Below are 20,792 nucleotides of genomic sequence, written 5' to 3'. Positions count from 1 at the left end.
GCCTGATACGTTCGCTTGAGAACCCCTCGCCACAGAAGCGGGTCAGTCTTCGCCGATCTCGACCACATCGCCATTGAGACGCACCGGCCAGACCCGCAGGCGCTGTTCCGGGTATTCCAGGCAATGGCCATCTTCCAGGCGGAAATGCTGCTTGTACATCGGCGAGGCAATCACCAGGTCGCCCTTGATGCTGCCCAGCAAGCCACGACCGATGACATTCGCGCCGGACTTGGGATCACGGTTGTCGATGGCGTACAGCGGCTTGTCCTGATGCTCGGGCAGGTACAGCAGAGCGACTTGGCTGCCGTCGTGCCAGGCGACCACGCCTGAGTTGGGGACCAGATCGTCACGGCTGCACAGGGCACGCCATTGCAGCGGTTCTTGAGCGACATCGCGGACAGGAATACGAACGACGTTTGACTGGCTCATCAGAGCACCTCCTCGGTAACGGGAATCAGGTGGAGTTCGTGGGCGTGAACCGGCCGGCGCTGGCCGCGTTCCCTGACAAAGTGAACATCCGGATCGCCGCGCCCGTCGTTGACGAAGGTGCGGAAACGCTTGAGCTTTTCCGGATCCTTGAGGGCGTTGGCCCATTCACATTCGTAGCGATCGACCACCAGCTGCATCTGGGCTTCGAGCTCGGCGCCCAAGCCCAGGCTATCGTTGATGATCACGTCCTTGAGGTAGTCCAGGCCGCCTTCCAGGCTTTCGCGCCAGACCGAGGTCCGTTGCAGCTTGTCGGCGGTGCGGATGTAGAACATCAGGAAGCGGTCGATGTAGCGGATCAGCGTCTCGTCATCCAGGTCGGTGGCGAACAACTCGGCGTGCCGCGGGCGCATGCCGCCGTTGCCGGCCACGTAGAGGTTCCAGCCCTTCTCGGTGGCGATCACGCCGACGTCCTTGCTCTGGGCTTCGGCGCACTCTCGGGTGCAGCCGGACACCGCGAACTTGAGCTTGTGCGGCGAGCGCAGGCCTTTGTAGCGATCCTCAATGGTCAAGGCCATCTGCACGCTGTCCTGCACGCCGTAGCGGCACCAGGTGCTGCCCACGCAGGATTTTACCGTGCGCGTGGATTTGCCATAGGCATGCCCGGTCTCGAAACCGGCTTCGATCAGCTCGGCCCAGATGTCCGGCAACTGGTGCAACTGGGCGCCGAACAGGTCGATGCGCTGGCCGCCAGTGATCTTGGTGTAGAGGTCATATTTCTTGGCGACCACGCCGATGGCGATCAGCTTGTCGGCGGTGATTTCCCCACCGGCGATACGCGGCACGACCGAGTAGGTGCCGTTTTTCTGCATGTTCGCCATGAAGGTGTCGTTGGTGTCCTGCAACGGCACCAGGGACGGGTCCATGATCGGCTGGTTCCAGCACGACGCCAGGATAGAGCCCACCGCCGGTTTGCACAGGTCGCAGCCGGTGTGACCACGACCGTGCTTGGCCAGCAGTTCTTCGAAGCTGATGATGCCTTCCACCCGCACCAGGGCGTACAACTCCTGGCGGGTGTAGGCGAAATGTTCGCACAGGCTCTTGTCGACGCTGACGCCGCGGGCAGTCAACTCATGCTCGAACACTTGCTTGACCAGGGCCGCGCAACCACCACACCCGGTACCGGCCTTGGTGTCGCATTTGAGCTGGCCCAGATCAGTGCAGCCACCGTCGATGGCCGAGCAGATCGAGCCCTTGGTGACGTTATGGCACGAGCAAATCGTGGCGGTTTCCGGCAGCGCCGCCGGCCCCAGGGTCGGGGCGCCTTCGGACGATGGCAGGATCAGGCTGGCAGCGTCCTTGGGCAAGGCGATACCGTTCTGCATGTATTGCAGCAAGGTGTCGTAGTAGCTGTTGTCGCCCACCAGCACCGCGCCGATCACGCGCTTGCCGGCGGCGTCCACCACCAGTCGCCGGTAGCTGGCGCTGGTTTCGTCGATGAATTGGAAGCTGCGCGACCCCGGGGTGTTGCCATGGGCGTCGCCGATGGAGCCGACGTCCACACCCAGCAACTTGAGCTTGGTGGACATGTCGGCCCCGGTGAAGGCGTCAGCGCTTTCGCCGCACAGCCGGGCCGCGACATTGCGGGCCATCTGGTAGCCCGGGGCGACCAGGCCGAAAATGCTGCCGTTCCAGGCCGCGCATTCGCCGATGGCGTAGATGTCTGGGTCGCTGCTCTGGCAATGGTCGTCGATCACCACGCCACCGCGCGGACCGATCTGCAGATCGCTTTGGCGAGCCAAGGCATCCTGGGCACGGATGCCGGCGGAAAACACGATGAGGTCGGTTTCCAGGAAATCGTCGTCGCCGAAATTCATTCGATAACGGTACTGCTCACCGGCGCTGATGGACTGGGTGCCCTTGGACAGGTGCACGCCGACGCCCAGCTTCTCGATACGGGCCTTGAGGGCCAAGCCGCCCTGGGGGTCCAATTGCACCGGCATCAGTCGGGGGGCGAATTCCACCACGTGGGCCTCCAGGCCCAGGGTCTTGAGCGCGTTGGCCGCTTCCAGGCCGAGCAGGCCGCCACCGACCACCACGCCACGACGGGCATTGCTGGCGGCAGCGCGGATCGCGTCCAAGTCTTCGAGGGTGCGATAGACCAGGCACGAATCGCCTTCGGCACCTTCAATCGGTGGCACGAACGGGTAGGAACCGGTGGCGAGCACCAGTTTGTCGTAGTGAAGGCGATCATGGGCGGTAACGACCTGATGGGCGTCACGGTCGATTTCCAGCACCGGCACACCCAGGTGCAACGTGACGCCAGGGGTCTGGTACAACGACGCTTCGCCAAGGGCCAGGGACTCGGCATCGCGGCCCGAGAAGTACTCGGACAGGTGCACGCGGTCGTAGGCACGCATCGGCTCTTCGCTGAACACATGCACACGGTAATGATTGAGGGCACCGCGCTCGATCAATTGCTCGACGCAGTGATGGCCGACCATGCCATTGCCGATCACGATCAGCGTTTGCAGCTTGTTCAGAGAAGCAACGTTGGAATTCATAAAAAGCACCCGACAAAAGCCCATCACGATTTTGAAAGCAAAAAAAAGACGCCTGAAACCTTGCGGTTCCAGGCGTCTTTGCCTGTTCTGTGCGGTATCGGCCCGGCGACTGCGCCCTGACCTACCGATGTCCCCCGGCCTGCTGGCGCTCGATCTTCGTTGACCGACGGGGCTGCCCACTCGACTGTGTTCACGGTGGGCCTGGATAGCCTCTTGCAGCGAGCGTGCCAAACCTAATCCGCAACGCTATTGGCAACCTCGCATTCGCCGACGATCCCCTGTGGGAGCGGGCCTGGCCGCGAAACCGTCGGCCCAGCCACCGCGAGCTGAGCGGCCTCTTCCGCCGTTTCCCAAGCACCGCCCACTGCCTTGCGATGGTGCGATCACCCGCCTGCGGCTTCATAAAAGTGCAGCCATTCAAACCTGTCGGGAAAAATCCTGAACCATCACCCACCCGGATTTTCACAATAAGTGAGGCCCCCGTCCGGTGTCGCGCAGGTGACTTGCCCGGCCCGGATCGAGGCTTGCTGTCCAACCCGAGAAAAAGGAGATTCAGCGATGAAAATCAATGAAGTCATGAGTCGGGAAGTACGCACGGTCTCCCCCGAGACTTCCTTGCGCGAAGTCGCGCAAATCATGCGCCAAGCCGACATCGGTGCGCTGATCATCAATCAGGACGACCGTATGGCCGGTATGATCACCGACCGTGACCTGGTGGTTCGAGCCATGGCAGATGGCATGGACATGAACACCCCGGTCAGTCGGATCATGAGCGATGAGGTGCGCTACTGCTTCGAAGACGAAGAGATCGACCATGTGGCCAAGAACATGGCCCAGATCGAAAAACGCCGCCTGCCGGTGGTCAATCGCGACAAGCGCCTGGTGGGTATGGTCTCGCTGGCCAACGTCGCCAGTTGCAATGCCGACAAGCTCAGCGCCAATCTGCTGCGTGGTGTGGCCCGGCCCCATTAAAACACCCCCGAAGCAAGCACGAGGCGGTTGTCCGGCATGCACTTTGCGCTGGGAGCGAGCCTGCTCGCGATAGCGGTGGGTCAGCTTGAAGGGTTATCGGCGGTCCTGGTCACCATCGCCACGATACTGGCCAATAACTCTTCCTTCGCCTCGTCAGCGCTGACTTCCCCAGTGGCGGCGGCATTGGACAATGCTTCCGCCGCTCCCAGCATCGCCCGCAAACCGGCCTGGGTGATGCCCTTCGTGCCGGCGAACGGCTCCAGCACCGCGCGGCACTTGTCGAGAAAAATACCCTCGTATTCGCGCTTGATACGTTCCAGCTCCGGCGAACTGTTCAACGCCGCGATCACCCCGGGAATCTCTCGGCCCTGCAACAGCACGCACTCGACGTAGGAAGAAGCAATCACCGCCGCCCGACTTTGCAGGGTCGCGTCGCTGGCGTCCAGGGCTGCGTCCATCAACGCGGTCTGGCGGGCGTCGAAATCCTGGTACAGCGCCGCCAGCAACCCGGACCGGGTGATGAAGTGGTCGTAGACGATGGGCTTGGTCACCCCCGCCTGGTCCGCCAGCCGCGCCAGCGTCAGGGCGTCGCTGCCCTCCTCCCGCACCAGTCGCCAGGCGACATCCAGCAATTGGCGCTGCCGGTCATGCCGGGATAAACGACGACGAGGTGACGCCTGCGAATGTTCGTCAGTGCTTGACATGCTAACTTTACCAACCGTAACTTACTAAGCGTAACTTAAGCATACCTGTCATCAAGACCTCGTGACCAGAAGGAGTTTCGCCATGCATGCACTCATCGTTGTGGCTCACCACGATCCGCGCTCCCTCACCCACAGCCTGGCCGGAAAAATCGCCGAAGGCATCACCCGCGCCAACCCCGCCGATACGTTCGAGATCGCCGACCTGGCCGCCGAAGGCTTCGATCCGCGTTTCAGCTTTGCCGACCATGCCGTGCACCACCGCGAAGCCTTGCCGCCGGCGGATGTGCTGGCCGAGCAAGCCAGAATCGACCGTGCCGATACGCTGGTGCTGGTCTATCCGATTTACTGGTGGTCCATGCCGGCGCTGCTCAAGGGCTGGATCGACCGGGTGTTTTCCAACGGCTGGGCATTCGATTTCAGCCTCGACAAGCCCTTCATCCAGAAATTGCAGCACTTGCAGGTCCATCTGGTGGGGGTCGGCGGCGCCGATGCCGACAGCTTCCAGCGCCACGGCTACGGTGAGGCCATGACCACGCAGATCGACCATGGCATTTTCGGTTACTGCGGCGCCCGCGTGGTGAGTTCCCAGCGCTTGCTCGACTCGGAAACCGCCGATCCACAACAACATCTGCAGACCGCCGGCATTATCGGCCAGCGCTTGTTCGCAACGCTCGACGAAACCACCCATGCCCCCGCGACCGCATGCGCCTGAACTCAGAGCGCGCGACCACGGGCGGCCGACAGTGTCGCGTCACGCCCGTAGATATCCGGAACGTACACCGCCTGGCCCTGGCTGTCCGCTTGTGCTGTCCAGTAGCCCAGCAGGATCGGCACGGGCCGGGCCAGCCTGAACTCGTGGGTCGACTCACTGGCCAGCAACGTCTCAGTGCGGGCGCGTTCGGCCGGGCTTACCAGCAAGTCGCGCAGGCGCATCACTTGCTCGATCCGCACGCAGCCTGAACTGAAGGCTCGCGGGCCTTTGCTGAACAGTGCCTGGCTCGGTGTGTCATGCAGGTACACCGAAAACGGGTTGGGAAAACGAATCGCCATTTTGCCCAACGGGTTCTTCGGGCCTGGATCCTGGCGCAACATGAGGTTGCCCGGGTGCTCCCAGTCGATATCCTCCGCCAGCAATGGCAGGCCATCACCATCGAGAATCCGCAGGTTGTGGCGGCTGAGAAACTCCGGATCGCGGCGGATCTCGGGCAGTTTGTCTTCGCGCATGATGGTCGGCGGAATGGTCCAGGTCGGGTTGAGTGTCAGTCGGGTGACGTGGGATTTGAGCAACGGCGTCTGCCGTTGCGCACGGCCCACCTGGGTGCGGGTTTGCCACACCGGGGCGCCGCCCTGGTAGACCGTCAACTGCGCCGCTGCCACGTTGACCAGGACACTGTCGGCCTCCACGTCCTGGGCCAGCCAGCGCATGCGCTCCAGGTTGATGCGCAGCTGCTCGCGACGCATGGCCGGGCTGATGTTCAGCTCGGTGACGGTCCACGGCCCCACCACCCCATCGGCCTGCAACGAATGCTGGGCCTGGAAGCTCTTCATCGCCTCCACCAGCATGGGGCTGTAGTGCTCGTCGCTCAACTGCGGCGGCGTACTCAGGTAACCCTCGTTGAACAGTCGTTGGGCCAGGGCGGGTACGCGGGCGTCCTGTTTGTCCGGTTGCAGCAACGGCCCGCCCGGCACCGCTTGCCATTCGGCTAAAGGCTGTTGTCGCAGCCGGGCATAGAGGCCACGCAGGTTGCGGTAGAGGTCCAGGTTCGGCCGTGCCTGTTCAAAAGCGTCGGCCAGGTTCCGCAGGCCCAGCCCGGCGATGGCCAACACCACGGCCGGATGGTCCTGTGGCGGTGGATTGGCCTTCCACACCGGTTCCAGCCGGTCTTGAGGCAAGTAGCCGAAACGCAGGTCATGCAAGGCTTGCAGGTAGCGCCGGCTGATGGCGATGTCGGCACAATGAGGGCCTTGGGTCGCCCCCTCGACAGGCAAGCCATAGCGCCCGGGATCGAGACCGTCGTCGGCCAGTTGTTGCAACTGGACCTGCAACGCCCCCCGTCGTTCGTCGTCCGACCAGACTTCCTGGCCTGCGTTTTGCTGATAGAACGCTTGCAAATCGAGCTGCGTCGGAAAGTCGACACCCACCGCGACGTCCGGGCACGCGACCGCCAATTGCGCCAGAGTGGTCTGCACGAGCGCCGGATCGCTGTCTTCGGCTGTCGCGACCAATGGCGCAGTGAGCAATAAAAGGCTCAGGTAACATGCGGACTTTTTGAACAACTGCTTTACTCCACTCCATGGCCGTCTCGTTGACGGTGAATTTTGCGACAGGTACGACCCGCCATCATGCAAACAAACGAAATCGGACGGGATGCCGCGAACGAACACCACGCTGGAAACGCTTCGCCTGTACAGGGCTTTTTGCGCCGACTCTGCCTGGTCATGCTGGGCCTGGGCGTCATTTGCAGCCCGGCACTGGCCGAAAAGAAGACGAATTCGCAAACGCTCTACAACAGCCTCGCCCACGCAGCGCCGGAACTCAATCCCCAGGCGCTCAAAAGTGCCCTGAGCGCCATGCAATGCGCGGTCGCCAATGGTGCCAGCCAGGCCCGCCACCTGGCGGTCATCGACTACTCGCAACCCTCCACGGCCCGTCGCCTGTGGATCTTCGACCTGCGTCAAAAGAAGCTGGTATTGCGTGACCTGGTGGCCCACGGGCAAAAATCCGGGGAAAACTTCGCGACGCAATTCTCCAATCGCCTGGGCAGCTACCAATCCAGCCTGGGCCTGTTTCGCACCCAGGAAAGCTACCAGGGCACCCACGGCTATTCGTTGCGCATGGACGGCCTGGAGCCGGGTTTCAATGACCTGGCCCGTGATCGGGCCATCGTGATCCATGCCGCCGACTACGTGAACCCGTTGTGGAGCGTGCGCCAGGGCCGCATCGGGCGCAGCCAGGGTTGCCCTGCCGTACGCCCCCAGGTGGCGCGCCAGGTGATCGACAAGCTCAAGGGCGGTCAATTCATGTTTTCCTGGTATCCGGACCCCAGTTGGCTCAAGCGTTCGGCGTACCTCAACTGCCAGCCGCAACAGGTGGCGAGCATTCTGGCTACCAGCGGCGGTTAGATGGCACCTTTGTGGCGAGGGGATTTATCCCCGTTGGGATGCGAAGCAGCCCTGAAATCTGCCAGCTCGGTGTGCCAGGAAGATGGAGTCTGCTGCATTGGGGCTGCTTCGCAGCCCAACGGGGATAAATCCCCTCGCCACAGGTTAATATGCCGGCCTTTCGAATCCCTGGCGTTGCCTGAATGAATTGCGTAGCCCTTCAAACCCTTCACGCCCATTTGCTGACCGCCCTGGAGTCGGCGCCAGAAGAAACCCGGCGCCTGTTCCATGGCCGCGGGCGCTGCTGGCCGGGCCTGGAGCAAATCACTGTCGACTGGTTGCAAGGGGTGGTTCTGGTCTCGCTGTTCAAGGAACCGGAACCCACGCACCTGGAGGATTTGATCGCGACACTGCTGGCGCTCGCTACGTCGTCGGCCTGGCAACACAGCAAGGCCCATACGCTGGCCGTGCAGCACCGCTACCTGCCGCAAAGCCTCACCCAATGGCTGGTGGGCGAGCCCATTGACGAATGGACCCTGACCGAAGGCGGCCTGCGTTACCGGATCGATCTGGGCAAGAAGCAGAACAACGGCCTGTTCCTCGACATGCGTTATGGCCGCGACTGGGTGCGGGCCAATGCCAACGGCAAGCGAGTGTTGAACCTGTTCGCCTACACCTGCGGCTTCTCAGTGGCGGCCATCGCCGGCGGTGCGCGGCACGTGGTCAACCTGGACATGTCCCGTGCGGCCCTGAGTCGTGGCCGCGACAACCATCGCCTGAACGGCCATGACCTGGGCCAGGTGAGTTTCCTCGGCCACGATTTGTTCAAATCCTGGGGCAAGGTGATCAACAGCGGGCCGTATGACCTGGTGATCATCGACCCGCCCACCTTCCAGAAAGGCAGTTTCCTGCTGACCAAGGATTACCAGCGCGTCCTGCGCCGCCTGCCGGAACTGCTGACCACCGACGGCACGGTCCTGGCCTGCAGCAACGACCCGGCCACCGGCCCGGACTTCCTCATCGACGGCGTCACCCGCGAAGCACCGGGCCTGGTGTTCGAACAGCGGCTGGCGAATCCGCCGGAGTTTCCAGATGCCGACATGGCGTGTGGCCTGAAGGCGCTGGTGTTCAGGATGACGGCCTCTGGCGAGGGTGCCGGCCAGTAACCTCTATTGCGTGCGCAACGACCACCAAGGGCTGACCAGGCCTGTGGTGATCCGCTTGACCATCCCTTCAACCTCCCGGCTCTTGACCGAGCGATAGATGGCCATGGTGCGCCGCAACTGGTCTTCGCTGAGCGTCACCGGCTGGCCGGCGGCCCAATCCACATCCGCCACCGCCTCGAGCCTCACACGGTGCCAGACGATCCCTTCTGGCCCGGTGACGGATTCCAGGGCACTGGGCAGGTCGGCATCCGGATGTGCCAGGTTATCCAGCAACACCTGGGGCCAATGGGAAGGGTCCACCGGCTCGCTGAAGGCATCCACCAGATCGTCTTCCACGGTGTCCCAGATCGCCAAGCCGTCGGACCACTCGCGGGACATCAACCCCAGGTAGGGACGCCAGGTCAGTTCGCCGACGCGGGGTATTTGATCGTTGCCGTTAAAGGAGTCCTGGGCGTCGCTGAGCCAGTTGATGAAGCCTTCCCGTGTCATGGCCGCCCGCAACTGCGAGACGTCGGGATAACGCCCGCTCAATACTCTGCCCCAATAGTCATGGTGGCGGCCCAGGAAGCTCGCGAAAGGCACCCTTTGCGGCTCGAGGCGGGCACGTTGAACCGCCTGGAACATCAGGAAATGCGCCTCCAGTTCGGGGACGTCCGGCGGTTGCCTGTCCAGCACGCGGGCCTGCAAGCGTGTGCGCAGTTGAGCCAATTGCTGGTCGAAATCCGCAACCCGTGCCGAGAGGTCGGCATAGGTGTCCGGGAAACCGGTGTAGTACTGCAGAATGCTGGTCGCCCTTTGTCGATCGCCGGCGGCCAACCCGCCCGACACATCGGCATCGGCGTCACGGATGAGGCCGGAGTACCAATCGATGAAACGCCGCCCGCCGGCATCGTCGCGGGCCACTTCCAACGCCCGCTGGAGTTCGTTGAAGGGATCAAGCCAGTCGTCGACGGTGTAGCGAAAAGCCTGGGGGTCCACGGCCCGCAGGATTCGGATCTGGGCGCTGGGCAGTGGATTATCTTCGAGCCAAAGCCCCAGGGTATTCCCCGTTGGCAGGTTGCCCAGCGCCGGGATCAAGTCACCCTGGATGTCGGTGATGCGATTGCCCTTGAGGTCGATGAAGATTGGCTCGGATGATGTTTTCGAGAGCAACCGCAATGCCAGCGCGGGAACGCGTTCAAGCCCGGCGTTGGCCAGCTCCAGCGCCTCCAAGGACTCCAGTTCGGGGAGGTCCGGTAAATCGCGACAGTTGTTACCGCTCAGCCGTAAATCCCTGACGGTCGTGGCGCTACGCAGGAATGCACTGCCCTCCTCATCCAGGCGCAGGCCACAGCGAGCCAGGTCCAGGGTGCGCAATCCCGGTAAAGCGGTGATGGCCTGCAATTCCTCGGGGGTGAAATGCAAGTTGTCGGACCATACCAGTTCCCGTAGCGAGGGCAGCTCCGCCAAGCGACCGATGGCCACGGCTCGGTCGGCACCGGGTACGGTCCCGCCGCTCACCTCGGACAGGTTCAGTTCCTCCAGACGAGGAGCACGGTCGGCGCCCAGCAAGGGGGCGAATACATCCGCGTCCAGGTTGAGTGGATTCCTGCCCAATGACAGCTCCAGCAGGTTGCGAAACTCGCCGGCCGCCGCTGGCACGGTAGTGAGATTATTGCCGTGCAGGCGCAGCGTCTCGATATTGGGAAACAGCCGCAGGAAATCCGAGGGGTCTTCACTCAAGCCCATGTGCGCCAACATCAGCTCTTCGATATGGTCGAAACGCGCGCTGAGGGGCGGAAGCCGGCCGATGTCCCACCCCGATAGACGCAATATCAGCTCGCTATCTTCCCGGTCCGGATCGGGTTCACGTCGCCAAGCCCGGCGGATTTCCCTCGTCACCTCCCTGCGCACCGAAATCAGTTCATCACGGTTGTAACGGCCCTCGTTAGGGTGATGAAGGCCCTCCTCAACCTCCCATTGGCGCAGCCCTTCATCCAGGGTTGCCCATTCAGTCGTCAACCGGCCAACCAGGTCATCGAGACTGATGCCTTCACGCTCGGCCTGCTCGGTCAAGCTGCGTTGCAACCCCTCGAAGGCGGCTCCGGTATGGTGGGGATACAGCCGTTCAAGGCGCCCTTGGAGGGTGCCAAGCCAGCGCCGCAACGGCAGTCGGCCACGACCGCTCATGGGATAACCAAAGTATCCGTTCAGCCACTGCGGCCCCTCATTCATGTTGTCGAAGCGCTTGAGTCGCAGGTACGGACGCAGACTCTGTCGATCATCCAGGGCTTGCTCAAGAAGGGCCTCACGCAGCTTGGCTGCGTCCCAGATATTCAGGCCCAAGGCATTGCGTGCTTCGTCCGGCATCGCCCTGAGCAACGCTTCTTCCAGGCTCGAAGGCCCGGCCAGTTCGTTATCCGCTTCGTCAAAAGGACGGTATTGGCCGTCCTCCTGGCGAATGAGTTTCAAAGGTCCTGCCTCTCCCACCGTGAGCGGGCCTTGCTGCTCGGGCGAGGACAGACGCAGGTGCAGCCGACCGTGTAATCGCGCAGTGTCGCCAAGCAACCCCATGACCATGGCGTCCCGGTCGGCGCTGCTTTCGCCGCGCTCCAGGGCGCGCAAGGCACGGGTCAGGCGCAGCTCGCTCAGGGCTTCTACACATTGCTTGCCCAGGCGCCCGGTCACCCGGCCTTCAAGCAGGCGCAGCCGGTCCTGGCCTCGAGCCTGGCTGGCCAGTTCGTTGGCCAAGGACTCCGGCAGGCCCGGGAAAGCACGCGCCACGGGAACGGCCTGCGGATCGAGCACTGCGGGCCGGGCCAGGGCAGCGCTCACTTGCGTCCCATGGCGTTCCAGGTAGTCGGACCAGCGCCCGGCCAACAACCGGCTGCGCTCCACCGGGCGCAGTCCGAGGGGGCTTTGCCCCAGCAGCGTGCGCTGTTCATTCAGGCTCAATCCGGCCAGGATGCGATCCGCCCAGGCGTCTTGCTCCAGGTCTGCGTCGTGTACGTCGAGCACGCGCGTAGCGGCTGTGTCACCGGTGACGTGAGCCTGCCCGCCGTCGTGATAACGCAGCCTCAGCTCGCTTGGCCAACCCGGCAAATCCACAAGGGTGTGGGCGATTTGCACAGGCACATGCCCGGGCGCTTCATCACGCCGCAGACGGCCAATGGTCTGCTGCACCTTTTGCCAGTTGCGCGCTTCACTCAGGGCGTCGGCGAATAGCGCCGGCAGCGGCTGTCCTTCCACTTGCAGGTAACGCAGGTGCGCCTCACTGATGCCGGCCTGTCGCTGCAAGGCAAGGATCGTCTTGTCGTCCAGCTCGCCTGGCGTTTCGGCAAAGTCGCGCAGCAGTTCCAGGTTGCTGCGCTGCAATGGGTTGCGGTGCGCCCAGCGCCAGCCGCGAGCACGGCTCCATTCCAGCAGAGGCGTCACGCCTCGATGGCCGGCGGGCAGGCGCAAGCCCAAGGCGTCGGCAGTCCCTTGCACCTCGAAATACTGGCCCTCGACCTGCACCCACGCCTGGTCGGCCGTGCGCCAAACACCCCAGGCGTCCTGTTCGGCCACCAAGGGGGGGCGCTGCCGGGCCTGGAACGGCGTGACATCGCCATTCCACAGGCGTGTCGTACCGTCACTCAGCGGCATGGGTTCAACGGCCCCGCCGATAAAACCCAGATAGGCACCTTGAGCGATCCCAAACAAGACGTTGAAGATATGGTCGATGCCTTCCTGGGCGTGGCCTTCGTTGAATGCCTGGATACCTTCGAAGAACTCATACACCAGGCGTACCCCGCCCACCGCCGCTGCGGCCATGCCAATCGGTGCGCAAAACGGGATGAAACTGACGGCGAGCATCAGCGAACGCTCCGCGAGGCTTTCCCAATACTCGAAGCGTGCCAGCAGCGCCTGCCAGTCCTGGTCCTTGGTGGGGACCATCAGCGTCGAGGCATTGGCCAGGATATGGGTGCGCCATTCGTGATAGCGATCGTCCCATTGATTTTTGCGCACATCGCCAAGACTCCAGGGCACGTGGGGCGTCGGCACCCGGATACGCCTGGGGTTGCCACCCTCGCCCAGCTCCCCTTCTCGCCAGCCGGTCACACGCGCATGGATTTCCTGGAACAGATTGAGGTTGTCCTTTATCTCCCATTCCACCTGATCATGCAGGGCATCGCCCAGTTGGGCTTGCAGGCGCAACGGGAGGTAACGCATCAGGCTCTGGCGATAACTGCGCTTGCGCAATCGTTCGGCCAGCTGTGCTGCCATGGCCTGCAGGCTGGGGAATTGCTTGACGGGCGCCACCACGTCATGGGGCAAGTGCAAGACCACCGGGCGTACGCCCTGGGCGTTCCCTGCCACCCCCCAGTAGACCCGAGCACCGAACAACGGCACAGACAGCACTTCCAGTGCCTTGATCTCGCAAGCCAGAGGCTCCACGGGCCGATCTTCGAGCTGCACACCGACATAGGCCAGCAAACGCTCACCGGTCTCATCCAGGCGCCCATCCAGCTTCGCCTCGTAGGCGTCGTAGGCCAGCTGACTGCGTGCATAGGCCATGTAAGCCTTGGCAACGGCGGGAACCTCAGCGCCGATATGCGGCAGCCGCTGTGCGAGCAAACGCTGGTAAGCGCCACCCGCGTCCATGCTTCGACACAGAAGGGCGAAACTGGCCGGGGTCATGGGCAGCGGCAGGGTCGCTGACGGAGCGCCCCAGCGATGGAACTCCCCGGGCTGGCCCTTGATGAACAGCTCGCCTTTCTTGTCGAACTCGCTGCCGACGGCGGCATCGGCGGGAGGGTAATTGCGCATGGCCGCTTCGACCACCGACAACGAGGTGCCGAAGGCATCGCGCTTGATCCGCGCCCGACGTACCGCCTCCACGACGCCGCCCTTGCCCTTCACCGGTCCCCAGGCCTGCACGGGCGGCTGAGCCAGCAGCAGGTCGCGCGTAAAGGTATCGGGGGCCGGCAAGTCGACCATCAGCGCATTGAGGGTGTCGCTGTCGCGTTGCAATTGCTGGGTCAGGACCTTGAACCGTTTCTGGTGGGCTCGCGAGGCGCGTTTCAACCAGATGGGCAGCCTGGCGTGGATGAACTCGACATGGGTCTCGAGTGTGGACATGTTGGACCTCCTTCCTTGGGGGCGATTGAATGCGTTGAGGTGGCCGATGCTCTCCAAACTGATTTTTTTTTGAAACCGCGCAACCGTTGCAAGGGGTTGCGGGCGTCAGCGCAGCAAGCGAATCGGTGCTACCTTCGCGCCGCGGCCTGGGTGCGTAGCAGGTCAATGAACAGTCCCAGCTCCCGGTTCACCGGCTCACCCTTGCGCCGCAACATGCCAAACGGCGCCAGTTGTACGTCCAGTGCCACTGGCAGCGCCACCATCAGGCCCATTTTCAGGTAATCGCGCAACGCCGTTTCCGAGAGCACCATGATCGCGTCGGTCAGCTGGATCAGCTGCTGCATGGAATACACCGAGCTGCACTCGATGATGTCCGCTGGCATTGGCAACGCCAGGCGTTGCAGCGCCTGATCGAGGCCGATGCGCGCCGGGCTGGTTTCCGGTTGCAGGATCCATGGCCAGTCGCTGACCAGTTCGGCCAGGGCCAGTTTTTTGCGCCGTGCCAGGGGATGGCCGGCGTGGACTACCACCAGCAGTCGTTCATTGCCCAGTTGTTCGAAGTCGTAGTGCTCGCTGTCGGTGGCAGCGTTGCGTCGGGCGATGGCCAGGTCGATGCGACCTTGCTCCAGCAACTGGATCACCTGGTCGCTGGTATCGCCCATGATGCGGATTCGCAGCTGCGGATTGAGCGCCTTGATCCGCGCGATGGAATCCATGACCAAGTCCGGCGCCGCTCCCATGATGGTGCCGATGGACAGGTAACCATAACCGCCCTGTTGGCGCGCCAGCAGATCTTCGGCGCAGCGATCCAGGCCGCTGAGGGCTAACTCGGCGAAGCGGATCAGTTCCTGGCCCAGGGCGGTCGGGCGCATACCCCGGGGCAGGCGCTCGAACAGGTCGCAACCGAACATGTCCTCGATCTCGTGCAGCATCCGGGTCGCCGCCGGTTGCGACATGTTCAGGCTCTGGGATGCCCGGTGCAGGTTCTGGCTGGCGCTCAAGGCCACCAGCATGTGCAAATGTTTGTAGCGCAGGCGGTTGAACAGACTGCGCGACAATACAGGATGAGTCATTGATAGGCCCCTGATTACCGATACCTTCAAGGTATCGGTTGTTAGCGAGATTCGATTTGTAACGCATCAATCGCCCGCCGTACAGTCCAGCCCATAAGAACAAATACCTGCTAAAGGACTCCCGCGATGAAGACTCTTCCTGTGTCTGTACTGGCCAAGATTTCCTGGCGCCTGCTGCCCTTCCTGCTACTGATGTACATCATGGCTTTTCTCGACCGGGCCAACGTTGGCTTCGCCAAACAGGCCTTCCAGGCCGACACCGGTATCGGCGACGCCGCATTCGCGTTTGGTGCGGGCGTGTTCTTCGCCGGTTATGCACTGCTGGAAGTGCCCAGCAACCTGATCCTGCACCGCGTCGGTGCGCGGTTGTGGATGTGCCGGATCATGGTCACCTGGGGGCTGGTGTCGGCGGCCATGGTCTTTGCCCACAACGAAACCAGTTTCTACGTGCTGCGCTTCTTGCTGGGCGTGGCCGAAGCCGGGTTCTTTCCCGGTGTCATCCTCTACCTCACCTATTGGTTCCCCTCGGCGGCCCGGGGCAAGGCCATGGGCTTCTTCTACTTCGGCGCGCCGCTGGCGTTCATCTTTGGCAGCCCGCTGTCGGGCCTGCTGTTGGAGCTGGACGGTTTTGCCGGTGTTCACGGCTGGCAGTGGTTGTTCGCCGTTGAAGGCCTGATGGCCTCGGCTGTGGGCATCTGGGCCTATTGGTACCTGGACAACCGCCCCGCCGATGCCAAATGGCTGACGGTCGAGGAACGCCGGCAGGTCCAGGCGCTGCTCGATGCCGAGGACCTGCACAAACAATCCCACGGCCGCAGCCTGCTCAGCGTGCTGTGCCAACCTTCGGTGTTGTACCTGTGCCTGATTTATCTGCTGATCCAGGCCAGCGTCTATGGCGTGGTGTTTTACCTGCCGACCCAGGTCGGCGGTCTGTTGGGCAGCAAGGTCGGGTTGATGGTGGGGCTGGTCACGGCCATTCCATGGATCTGCGCGCTGTGCGCGGCCTACCTGATTCCCGGTTACAGCGACCGCACCGGCCAGCGCCGCCGTACCGCCGCGTTGACCCTGCTGATGGCGGCCGCCGGAATCGCCTGCTCGGTGAGCGTTTCCAGCCCATTGCTGGGAATCATCGCCCTGTGCTTCGCCGCTTCCGGCTTCATCGCCGTGCAGCCGGTGTTCTGGACCTTTCCATCCAGCTACCTGGCCGGCAGCGCGGCAGCAGCGGGCATCGCGTTGATCAACTCCTTTGGCGCCCTCGGCGGCTTTATCGCCCCGGTGCTGAAGAATTGGGCCGAAGGCGCCTTCCACTCTCCCGCCGCAGGCCTCTACCTGCTCTCCGTTACCACCGTTATCGCCGCGTTGCTGGTGCTGGGTATCCACTCGCCCGGCCAACGCGCTTCGAAGACGCCCGCCACTGTTTAACTCAAGGAGCTGCACATATGGGTATTCCCACAATCAAACACGTTCGCGCCTTCGTGCTTCGAGGCGGCGGCGCGGACTATCACGACCAAGCCGACGGCCACTGGATCGACGATCACATCGCCACGCCCATGAGCAAGTACCCGGACTATCGCCAGAGCCGCCGCAGTTTCGGCATCAATGTGCTCGGCACCCTGGTGGTGGAAATCGAAGCCAGCGATGGCACCGTCGGGTTCGCCGTGACCACCGGTGGCGAGCCCGCGGCCTACATCGTTGAAAAGCACCTGGCACGATTCGTCGAAGGCGCCCGGGTGACCGACATCGAGAAGATCTGGGACCAGATGTACCAGTCCACGCTCTACTACGGCCGCAAGGGCCTGGTGATCAACACGATTTCCGGCGTGGACCTGGCGCTCTGGGACTTGCTCGGCAAGATCCGCCAAGAGCCGGTGCATCAATTGCTCGGCGGCGCGGTGCGTGACGAATTGCAGTTCTATGCCACCGGCGCGCGGCCGGACCTGGCGCAGAAAATGGGTTTCATCGGCGGCAAGATGCCTTTGCATCACGGCCCGGCCGAAGGCGAGGAAGGCTTGCGCAAGAATCTCGAAGCCCTGGCAACCATGCGCGAGCGGGTCGGCCCCGATTTCTGGCTGATGCTCGATTGCTGGATGAGCCTGGACCTCAACTACGCCACCAAACTTGCGGTCGGCGCCCACGAGCACGGTTTGAAGTGGATCGAAGAGGCGTTGCCGCCCGACGACTACTGGGGCTACGCCGCGCTGCGCAACAACGTGCCCAAGGGCATGCTGGTGACCACCGGTGAGCATGAGGCCACCCGTTGGGGCTTTCGCATGCTGCTGGAGATGGGTTGCTGCGACATCATCCAGCCGGACGTTGGCTGGTGCGGCGGCCTCACCGAACTAGTGAAGATCTCGGCCCTGGCCGACGCCCACAACGCGCTGGTAATCCCCCACGGCTCCTCGGTCTACAGCTATCACTTCGTCGCCACCCGGCATAACAGCCCATTCGCCGAGTTCCTGATGATGGCACCCAAGGCCGACGAAGTGGTGCCGATGTTCCACCCGCAACTGCTGGGTGAACCGGTGCCGGTGGAAGGCCGCATGCGCCTGTCGGTCCTTGACCAGCCTGGCTTCGGCGTGACGCTCAATCCGGATTGCCAGTTGCACCGACCTTATCACCGCGAAAGGAGCACGCCATGAACATGCCCCGCAACGCCTTCAAGGCCGCGCTCACCTCAACACAGCCCCAGTACGGTATCTGGGCCGGTTTCGCCACCGGCTATGCCGCCGAGATCATCGCCGGCACCGGTTACGACTGGATGCTGATCGATGGCGAACACGCGCCCAACACCGTACCCAGCATACTCGGCCAGCTCCAGGCCGTGGCGCCCTATGCCACCGCGCCGGTGGTGCGGGCGGTGACTGGTGACGCCAACCTGATCAAGCAGTTGCTGGATGTCGGCGCCCAGACCCTGATGATTCCCATGGTCGAAACCGCCGAACAGGCCCAGGCCCTGGTACGCGCCATGCGTTATCCGCCCCATGGCATTCGTGGCGTGGGCGGCGGCCTGACCCGCGCCACTCGTTGGGACGGTGTGGCGAACTACCTCACCACCGCCCATGAAGAACTGTGCCTGATCGTCCAGGTGGAATCGCGCACGGGCGTGGAAAACGTCGAAGCCATCGCTGCCGTCGAGGGCGTGGACGCGGTGTTCATCGGCCCCGCCGACCTGTCCATCGGTCTCGGCCATGCAGGCAACCCGGGACATCCCGAGGTACAGGAGCGCATCCGGCACGCGGTCGACGCCACCCTCGCGACGGGCAAGGCCTGCGGCATCCTGGCGCCCAACGAAGCCGATGCGCGTCGTTATCAGGCTTGGGGCTGCCAGTTCATTGCGGTGGCCATCGACATCAGCCTGCTGCGCCAGAGCGCCCAGGCTACCCTCGCCCGCTATCGCGAACCTGCCACCGTCCAAGCGCCGTCGCGCACTTACTAAAAGGAGCCTGCCATGTCATCCGTTCCTGTGTTCCAGAACTTCATCAACGGCCAGTTCACCCACAGCGAAGCACACCTGGACGTGTACAACCCGGCCACCGGTGCATTGCTGTCCCGGGGCCCGGCCTCCACCGCCGCCGATGTCGATCAGGCCTTGGCTGCCGCCCGCGCCGCGCAGAAAGCCTGGTCGGCCAAACCGGCCATCGAACGCGCCGGTCACCTGCGACGCATCGCCGGCAAACTGCGGGAGAACGTTGCGCACCTGGCGCGCACCATCACCCTGGAACAAGGCAAGACCAGCGCCCTGGCCGCAGTGGAGGTGAACTTCACCGCTGACTACCTCGACTACATGGCCGAGTGGGCCCGGCGCATCGAAGGCGAAATCATCACCAGCGACCGCCCCGGGGAAAACATCTTCCTGTTCCGCAAGCCCCTGGGTGTGGTGGCCGGCATCCTGCCGTGGAATTTTCCGTTTTTCCTGATCGCTCGCAAAATGGCCCCGGCCCTGCTGACCGGCAACACCATTGTCATCAAGCCCAGCGAAGAAACCCCGAACAACTGCTTCGAATTCGCCCGGTTGGTGGCCGAAACCGACTTGCCGCCCGGCGTGTTCAACGTGGTGTGTGGCGACGGCCAGGTGGGCGCGGCCTTGAGTGGTCACAAAGGCGTGGACATGATCAGCTTTACCGGCAGCGTTGATACCGGCTCGCGGATCATGACGGCGTCGGCGCCGAACATTACCAAGCTCAACCTGGAACTGGGCGGCAAGGCCCCGGCCATTGTGCTGGCGGACGCTGACCTGGCGTTGGCGGTCAAGGCGATTCGCGACTCACGGATCATCAACACCGGTCAGGTCTGCAACTGTGCCGAGCGGGTCTACGTGGAGCGCAAGGTCGCCGATCAGTTCATCGAACGCATCAGCGCGGCCATGTCCGCCACCCGTTACGGCGACCCGCTGGCCGAGCCCGATATCGAGATGGGCCCCTTGATCAACCGCCATGGCCTGGACAGCGTCGAGCGCAAAGTGAGAACCGCCCTGCAGCAAGGTGCCAGCCTGATCAGCGGAGGTCGCGTGGCAGACCGCCCCGACGGTTTCCACTTCCAACCCACCGTGCTGGCCGGTTGTAACGCCTCGATGCAGATCATGCGCGAGGAAATTTTCGGTCCGGTACTGCCCATCCAGATCATCGACGACCTGGACGAAGCGATCGCCCTGGCCAACGACTGCGACTATGGCCTGACCTCTTCGATCTACACCCGAGACCTGGGTCGCGCCATGCACGCCATTCGAGGCCTGGACTTTGGCGAAACCTACGTCAACCGCGAAAATTTCGAAGCCATGCAGGGGTTCCATGCCGGGGTACGCAAGTCCGGGGTGGGCGGGGCTGATGGCAAGCATGGCTTGTATGAATACACCCATACCCATGCGGTGTACTTGCAAAGCTGACCGGCGATAGAGCCAGATGGGCCGGGATACCCATTGTGGCGAGGGAGCTTGCTCCCGCTGGGCTGCGAAGCAGCCCCCGCTCAATCAACCTGATTCACCGCGTCGCCAGGTTTCAGGGCCGCTTCGCGCCCCAGCGGGAGCAAGCTCCCTCGCCACAATGGTTCTTTCCGATCCCTCAGACCACCAACGTCGCCCATGCCGACACCAGCAGCAACACCGCCATGGTCCGATTGAACCGGCTCATGGCTACAGCGGAACGGCAGAACCTGGCCGCACCGAGGCCCAGATAGGCCCACACGGTCATGCACGGGATGGAAATCGCGAAAAACGCCAGGGACAGCCAGAGCACCCGCACGGTACGGTCAGCCTCGGCGCCGGCAAACACGCTGACCACCGCCAGCGCCATCATCCAGGTCTTGGGATTCACCAACTGCAACCCGGCCGCTCCCGCCAGGCCCAGTCGCGGGCCTTCGGCGGGCCGGTCCGGGTCAATGGCCTGGGCCGGCGCGCTGAAAATCTGCCAGGCCATCCAGCTCAACCAGGCAATGCCGGCCCATGAGAGCAATGTTTGAATCGTGGCATGACGCGCCAGCACGTCCCCCAATCCGGTGCCGACCAGGAGCACCAACAAGGCTGCCGCCGCGCACGCGCCGAGGATGATCGGCACAGTGGTTGCCAGGCCGAAACGCGAGCTATGGCTCAACACCAGGATATTGGTCGGACCCGGGGTGATGGAGGCGACAAAGGCGAACAAGGCAAACGGCAGTAACTGGTCCATGGAGCAACTTCTCGGTGAATGATCG

Annotated in this window: 15 protein-coding genes; 8 read left to right on the top strand and 7 right to left on the bottom strand. The window is 63.2% G+C overall.

Annotation, left to right across the window (positions count from 1 at the left end; translation table 11 throughout):
* Positions 1-42: 42 nt before the first annotated feature.
* Positions 43-429, bottom strand: a complete 387-nt coding sequence (gene nirD, locus BM300_RS18500; protein WP_063321203.1) for a nitrite reductase small subunit NirD — start codon at positions 427-429, stop codon at positions 43-45.
* A complete protein-coding gene (gene nirB, locus BM300_RS18495; RefSeq protein ID WP_092224216.1) occupies positions 429-2,990 on the bottom strand; it encodes a nitrite reductase large subunit NirB in 2,562 nt (853 codons plus the stop codon). The genes nirD and nirB overlap by 1 nt, the downstream gene beginning before the upstream one ends.
* Positions 2,991-3,548: 558 nt before the next feature.
* Between nirB and BM300_RS18490 the strand changes: the two genes are divergently transcribed.
* Entirely contained in the window at positions 3,549-3,962 is a 414-nt protein-coding gene (locus tag BM300_RS18490; RefSeq protein WP_072345929.1) for a CBS domain-containing protein, read from the top strand.
* Between the two features lie 80 nt (positions 3,963-4,042).
* Here the strand turns inward: BM300_RS18490 and BM300_RS18485 are convergent, their stop codons facing one another.
* Positions 4,043-4,666, bottom strand: coding sequence for a TetR/AcrR family transcriptional regulator (locus BM300_RS18485; RefSeq protein WP_092143228.1), 624 nt, complete (start codon positions 4,664-4,666; stop codon positions 4,043-4,045).
* 82 nt (positions 4,667-4,748) lie between these two features.
* Between BM300_RS18485 and BM300_RS18480 the strand changes: the two genes are divergently transcribed.
* A complete protein-coding gene (locus BM300_RS18480) occupies positions 4,749-5,378 on the top strand; it encodes an NAD(P)H-dependent oxidoreductase (RefSeq protein ID WP_092143225.1) in 630 nt (209 codons plus the stop codon).
* Positions 5,379-5,380: 2 nt separating this feature from the next.
* On the opposite strand, the gene BM300_RS18475 is transcribed toward BM300_RS18480, so the two are convergent.
* Positions 5,381-6,943: a L,D-transpeptidase family protein gene (locus BM300_RS18475; protein ID WP_092224214.1), complete on the bottom strand. Its 1,563-nt coding sequence runs from the start codon at positions 6,941-6,943 to the stop codon at positions 5,381-5,383.
* A gap of 162 nt (positions 6,944-7,105) precedes the next feature.
* Between BM300_RS18475 and BM300_RS18470 the strand changes: the two genes are divergently transcribed.
* Positions 7,106-7,789, top strand: coding sequence for a murein L,D-transpeptidase catalytic domain family protein (locus tag BM300_RS18470; RefSeq protein WP_092463538.1), 684 nt, complete (start codon positions 7,106-7,108; stop codon positions 7,787-7,789).
* A gap of 182 nt (positions 7,790-7,971) precedes the next feature.
* Positions 7,972-8,934, top strand: a complete 963-nt coding sequence (locus tag BM300_RS18465; protein WP_092463518.1) for a class I SAM-dependent methyltransferase — start codon at positions 7,972-7,974, stop codon at positions 8,932-8,934.
* Between the two features lie 3 nt (positions 8,935-8,937).
* On the opposite strand, the gene BM300_RS18460 is transcribed toward BM300_RS18465, so the two are convergent.
* The gene (locus BM300_RS18460) at positions 8,938-14,034 is read right to left on the bottom strand and encodes a dermonecrotic toxin domain-containing protein (protein WP_092463516.1); all 5,097 of its coding nucleotides are present in this window, start codon (positions 14,032-14,034) and stop codon (positions 8,938-8,940) included.
* A gap of 128 nt (positions 14,035-14,162) precedes the next feature.
* Entirely contained in the window at positions 14,163-15,107 is a 945-nt protein-coding gene (locus tag BM300_RS18455) for a LysR family transcriptional regulator (protein ID WP_092463514.1), read from the bottom strand.
* 126 nt (positions 15,108-15,233) lie between these two features.
* Between BM300_RS18455 and BM300_RS18450 the strand changes: the two genes are divergently transcribed.
* Genes BM300_RS18450 through aldA form a run of 4 tightly spaced genes read left to right on the top strand, consistent with a single transcriptional unit; the run spans position 15,234 to position 19,989 of the window.
* Positions 15,234-16,529: an MFS transporter gene (locus BM300_RS18450; RefSeq protein ID WP_092143213.1), complete on the top strand. Its 1,296-nt coding sequence runs from the start codon at positions 15,234-15,236 to the stop codon at positions 16,527-16,529.
* Between the two features lie 17 nt (positions 16,530-16,546).
* The gene (gene rhmD, locus BM300_RS18445) at positions 16,547-17,746 is read left to right on the top strand and encodes an L-rhamnonate dehydratase (RefSeq protein WP_046064328.1); all 1,200 of its coding nucleotides are present in this window, start codon (positions 16,547-16,549) and stop codon (positions 17,744-17,746) included.
* Positions 17,743-18,543: an aldolase/citrate lyase family protein gene (locus BM300_RS18440; RefSeq protein WP_063321192.1), complete on the top strand. Its 801-nt coding sequence runs from the start codon at positions 17,743-17,745 to the stop codon at positions 18,541-18,543. Before rhmD ends, BM300_RS18440 begins: the two co-directional genes overlap by 4 nt.
* Before the next feature lie 12 nt (positions 18,544-18,555).
* Positions 18,556-19,989 (top strand): aldehyde dehydrogenase, encoded by a 1,434-nt coding sequence (gene aldA / locus BM300_RS18435; protein ID WP_092143210.1) that lies wholly within the window; start codon positions 18,556-18,558, stop codon positions 19,987-19,989.
* A 175-nt stretch (positions 19,990-20,164) separates the two neighbouring features.
* Here aldA and BM300_RS18430 read toward each other — a convergent pair whose 3' ends face one another.
* Positions 20,165-20,767, bottom strand: coding sequence for a LysE family translocator (locus tag BM300_RS18430; protein WP_092463512.1), 603 nt, complete (start codon positions 20,765-20,767; stop codon positions 20,165-20,167).
* Positions 20,768-20,792 lie beyond the last annotated feature (25 nt).

Origin of the sequence: Pseudomonas sp. NFACC46-3, assembly GCF_900114515.1 — a bacterium.
Classification (GTDB): domain Bacteria; phylum Pseudomonadota; class Gammaproteobacteria; order Pseudomonadales; family Pseudomonadaceae; genus Aquipseudomonas; species Aquipseudomonas fluorescens_Q.
Note: the sequence above shows the minus strand (reverse complement) of the source record. Positions and strands in the feature narration are given on the sequence as shown.

Bases quoted from the DNA above. Each gene is read 5' to 3' on its own strand.
- nirD (WP_063321203.1), bottom strand. From the start codon at position 429: ATGAGCCAGTCAAACGTCGTTCGTATTCCTGTCCGCGATGTCGCTCAA.
- nirB (WP_092224216.1), bottom strand. From the start codon at position 2,990: ATGAATTCCAACGTTGCTTCTCTGAACAAGCTGCAAACGCTGATCGTG.
- BM300_RS18490 (WP_072345929.1), top strand. From the start codon at position 3,549: ATGAAAATCAATGAAGTCATGAGTCGGGAAGTACGCACGGTCTCCCCC.
- BM300_RS18485 (WP_092143228.1), bottom strand. From the start codon at position 4,666: ATGTCAAGCACTGACGAACATTCGCAGGCGTCACCTCGTCGTCGTTTA.
- BM300_RS18480 (WP_092143225.1), top strand. From the start codon at position 4,749: ATGCATGCACTCATCGTTGTGGCTCACCACGATCCGCGCTCCCTCACC.
- BM300_RS18470 (WP_092463538.1), top strand. From the start codon at position 7,106: ATGCTGGGCCTGGGCGTCATTTGCAGCCCGGCACTGGCCGAAAAGAAG.
- BM300_RS18465 (WP_092463518.1), top strand. From the start codon at position 7,972: ATGAATTGCGTAGCCCTTCAAACCCTTCACGCCCATTTGCTGACCGCC.
- BM300_RS18460 (WP_092463516.1), bottom strand. From the start codon at position 14,034: ATGTCCACACTCGAGACCCATGTCGAGTTCATCCACGCCAGGCTGCCC.
- BM300_RS18455 (WP_092463514.1), bottom strand. From the start codon at position 15,107: ATGACTCATCCTGTATTGTCGCGCAGTCTGTTCAACCGCCTGCGCTAC.
- BM300_RS18450 (WP_092143213.1), top strand. From the start codon at position 15,234: ATGAAGACTCTTCCTGTGTCTGTACTGGCCAAGATTTCCTGGCGCCTG.
- rhmD (WP_046064328.1), top strand. From the start codon at position 16,547: ATGGGTATTCCCACAATCAAACACGTTCGCGCCTTCGTGCTTCGAGGC.
- BM300_RS18440 (WP_063321192.1), top strand. From the start codon at position 17,743: ATGAACATGCCCCGCAACGCCTTCAAGGCCGCGCTCACCTCAACACAG.
- aldA (WP_092143210.1), top strand. From the start codon at position 18,556: ATGTCATCCGTTCCTGTGTTCCAGAACTTCATCAACGGCCAGTTCACC.
- BM300_RS18430 (WP_092463512.1), bottom strand. From the start codon at position 20,767: ATGGACCAGTTACTGCCGTTTGCCTTGTTCGCCTTTGTCGCCTCCATC.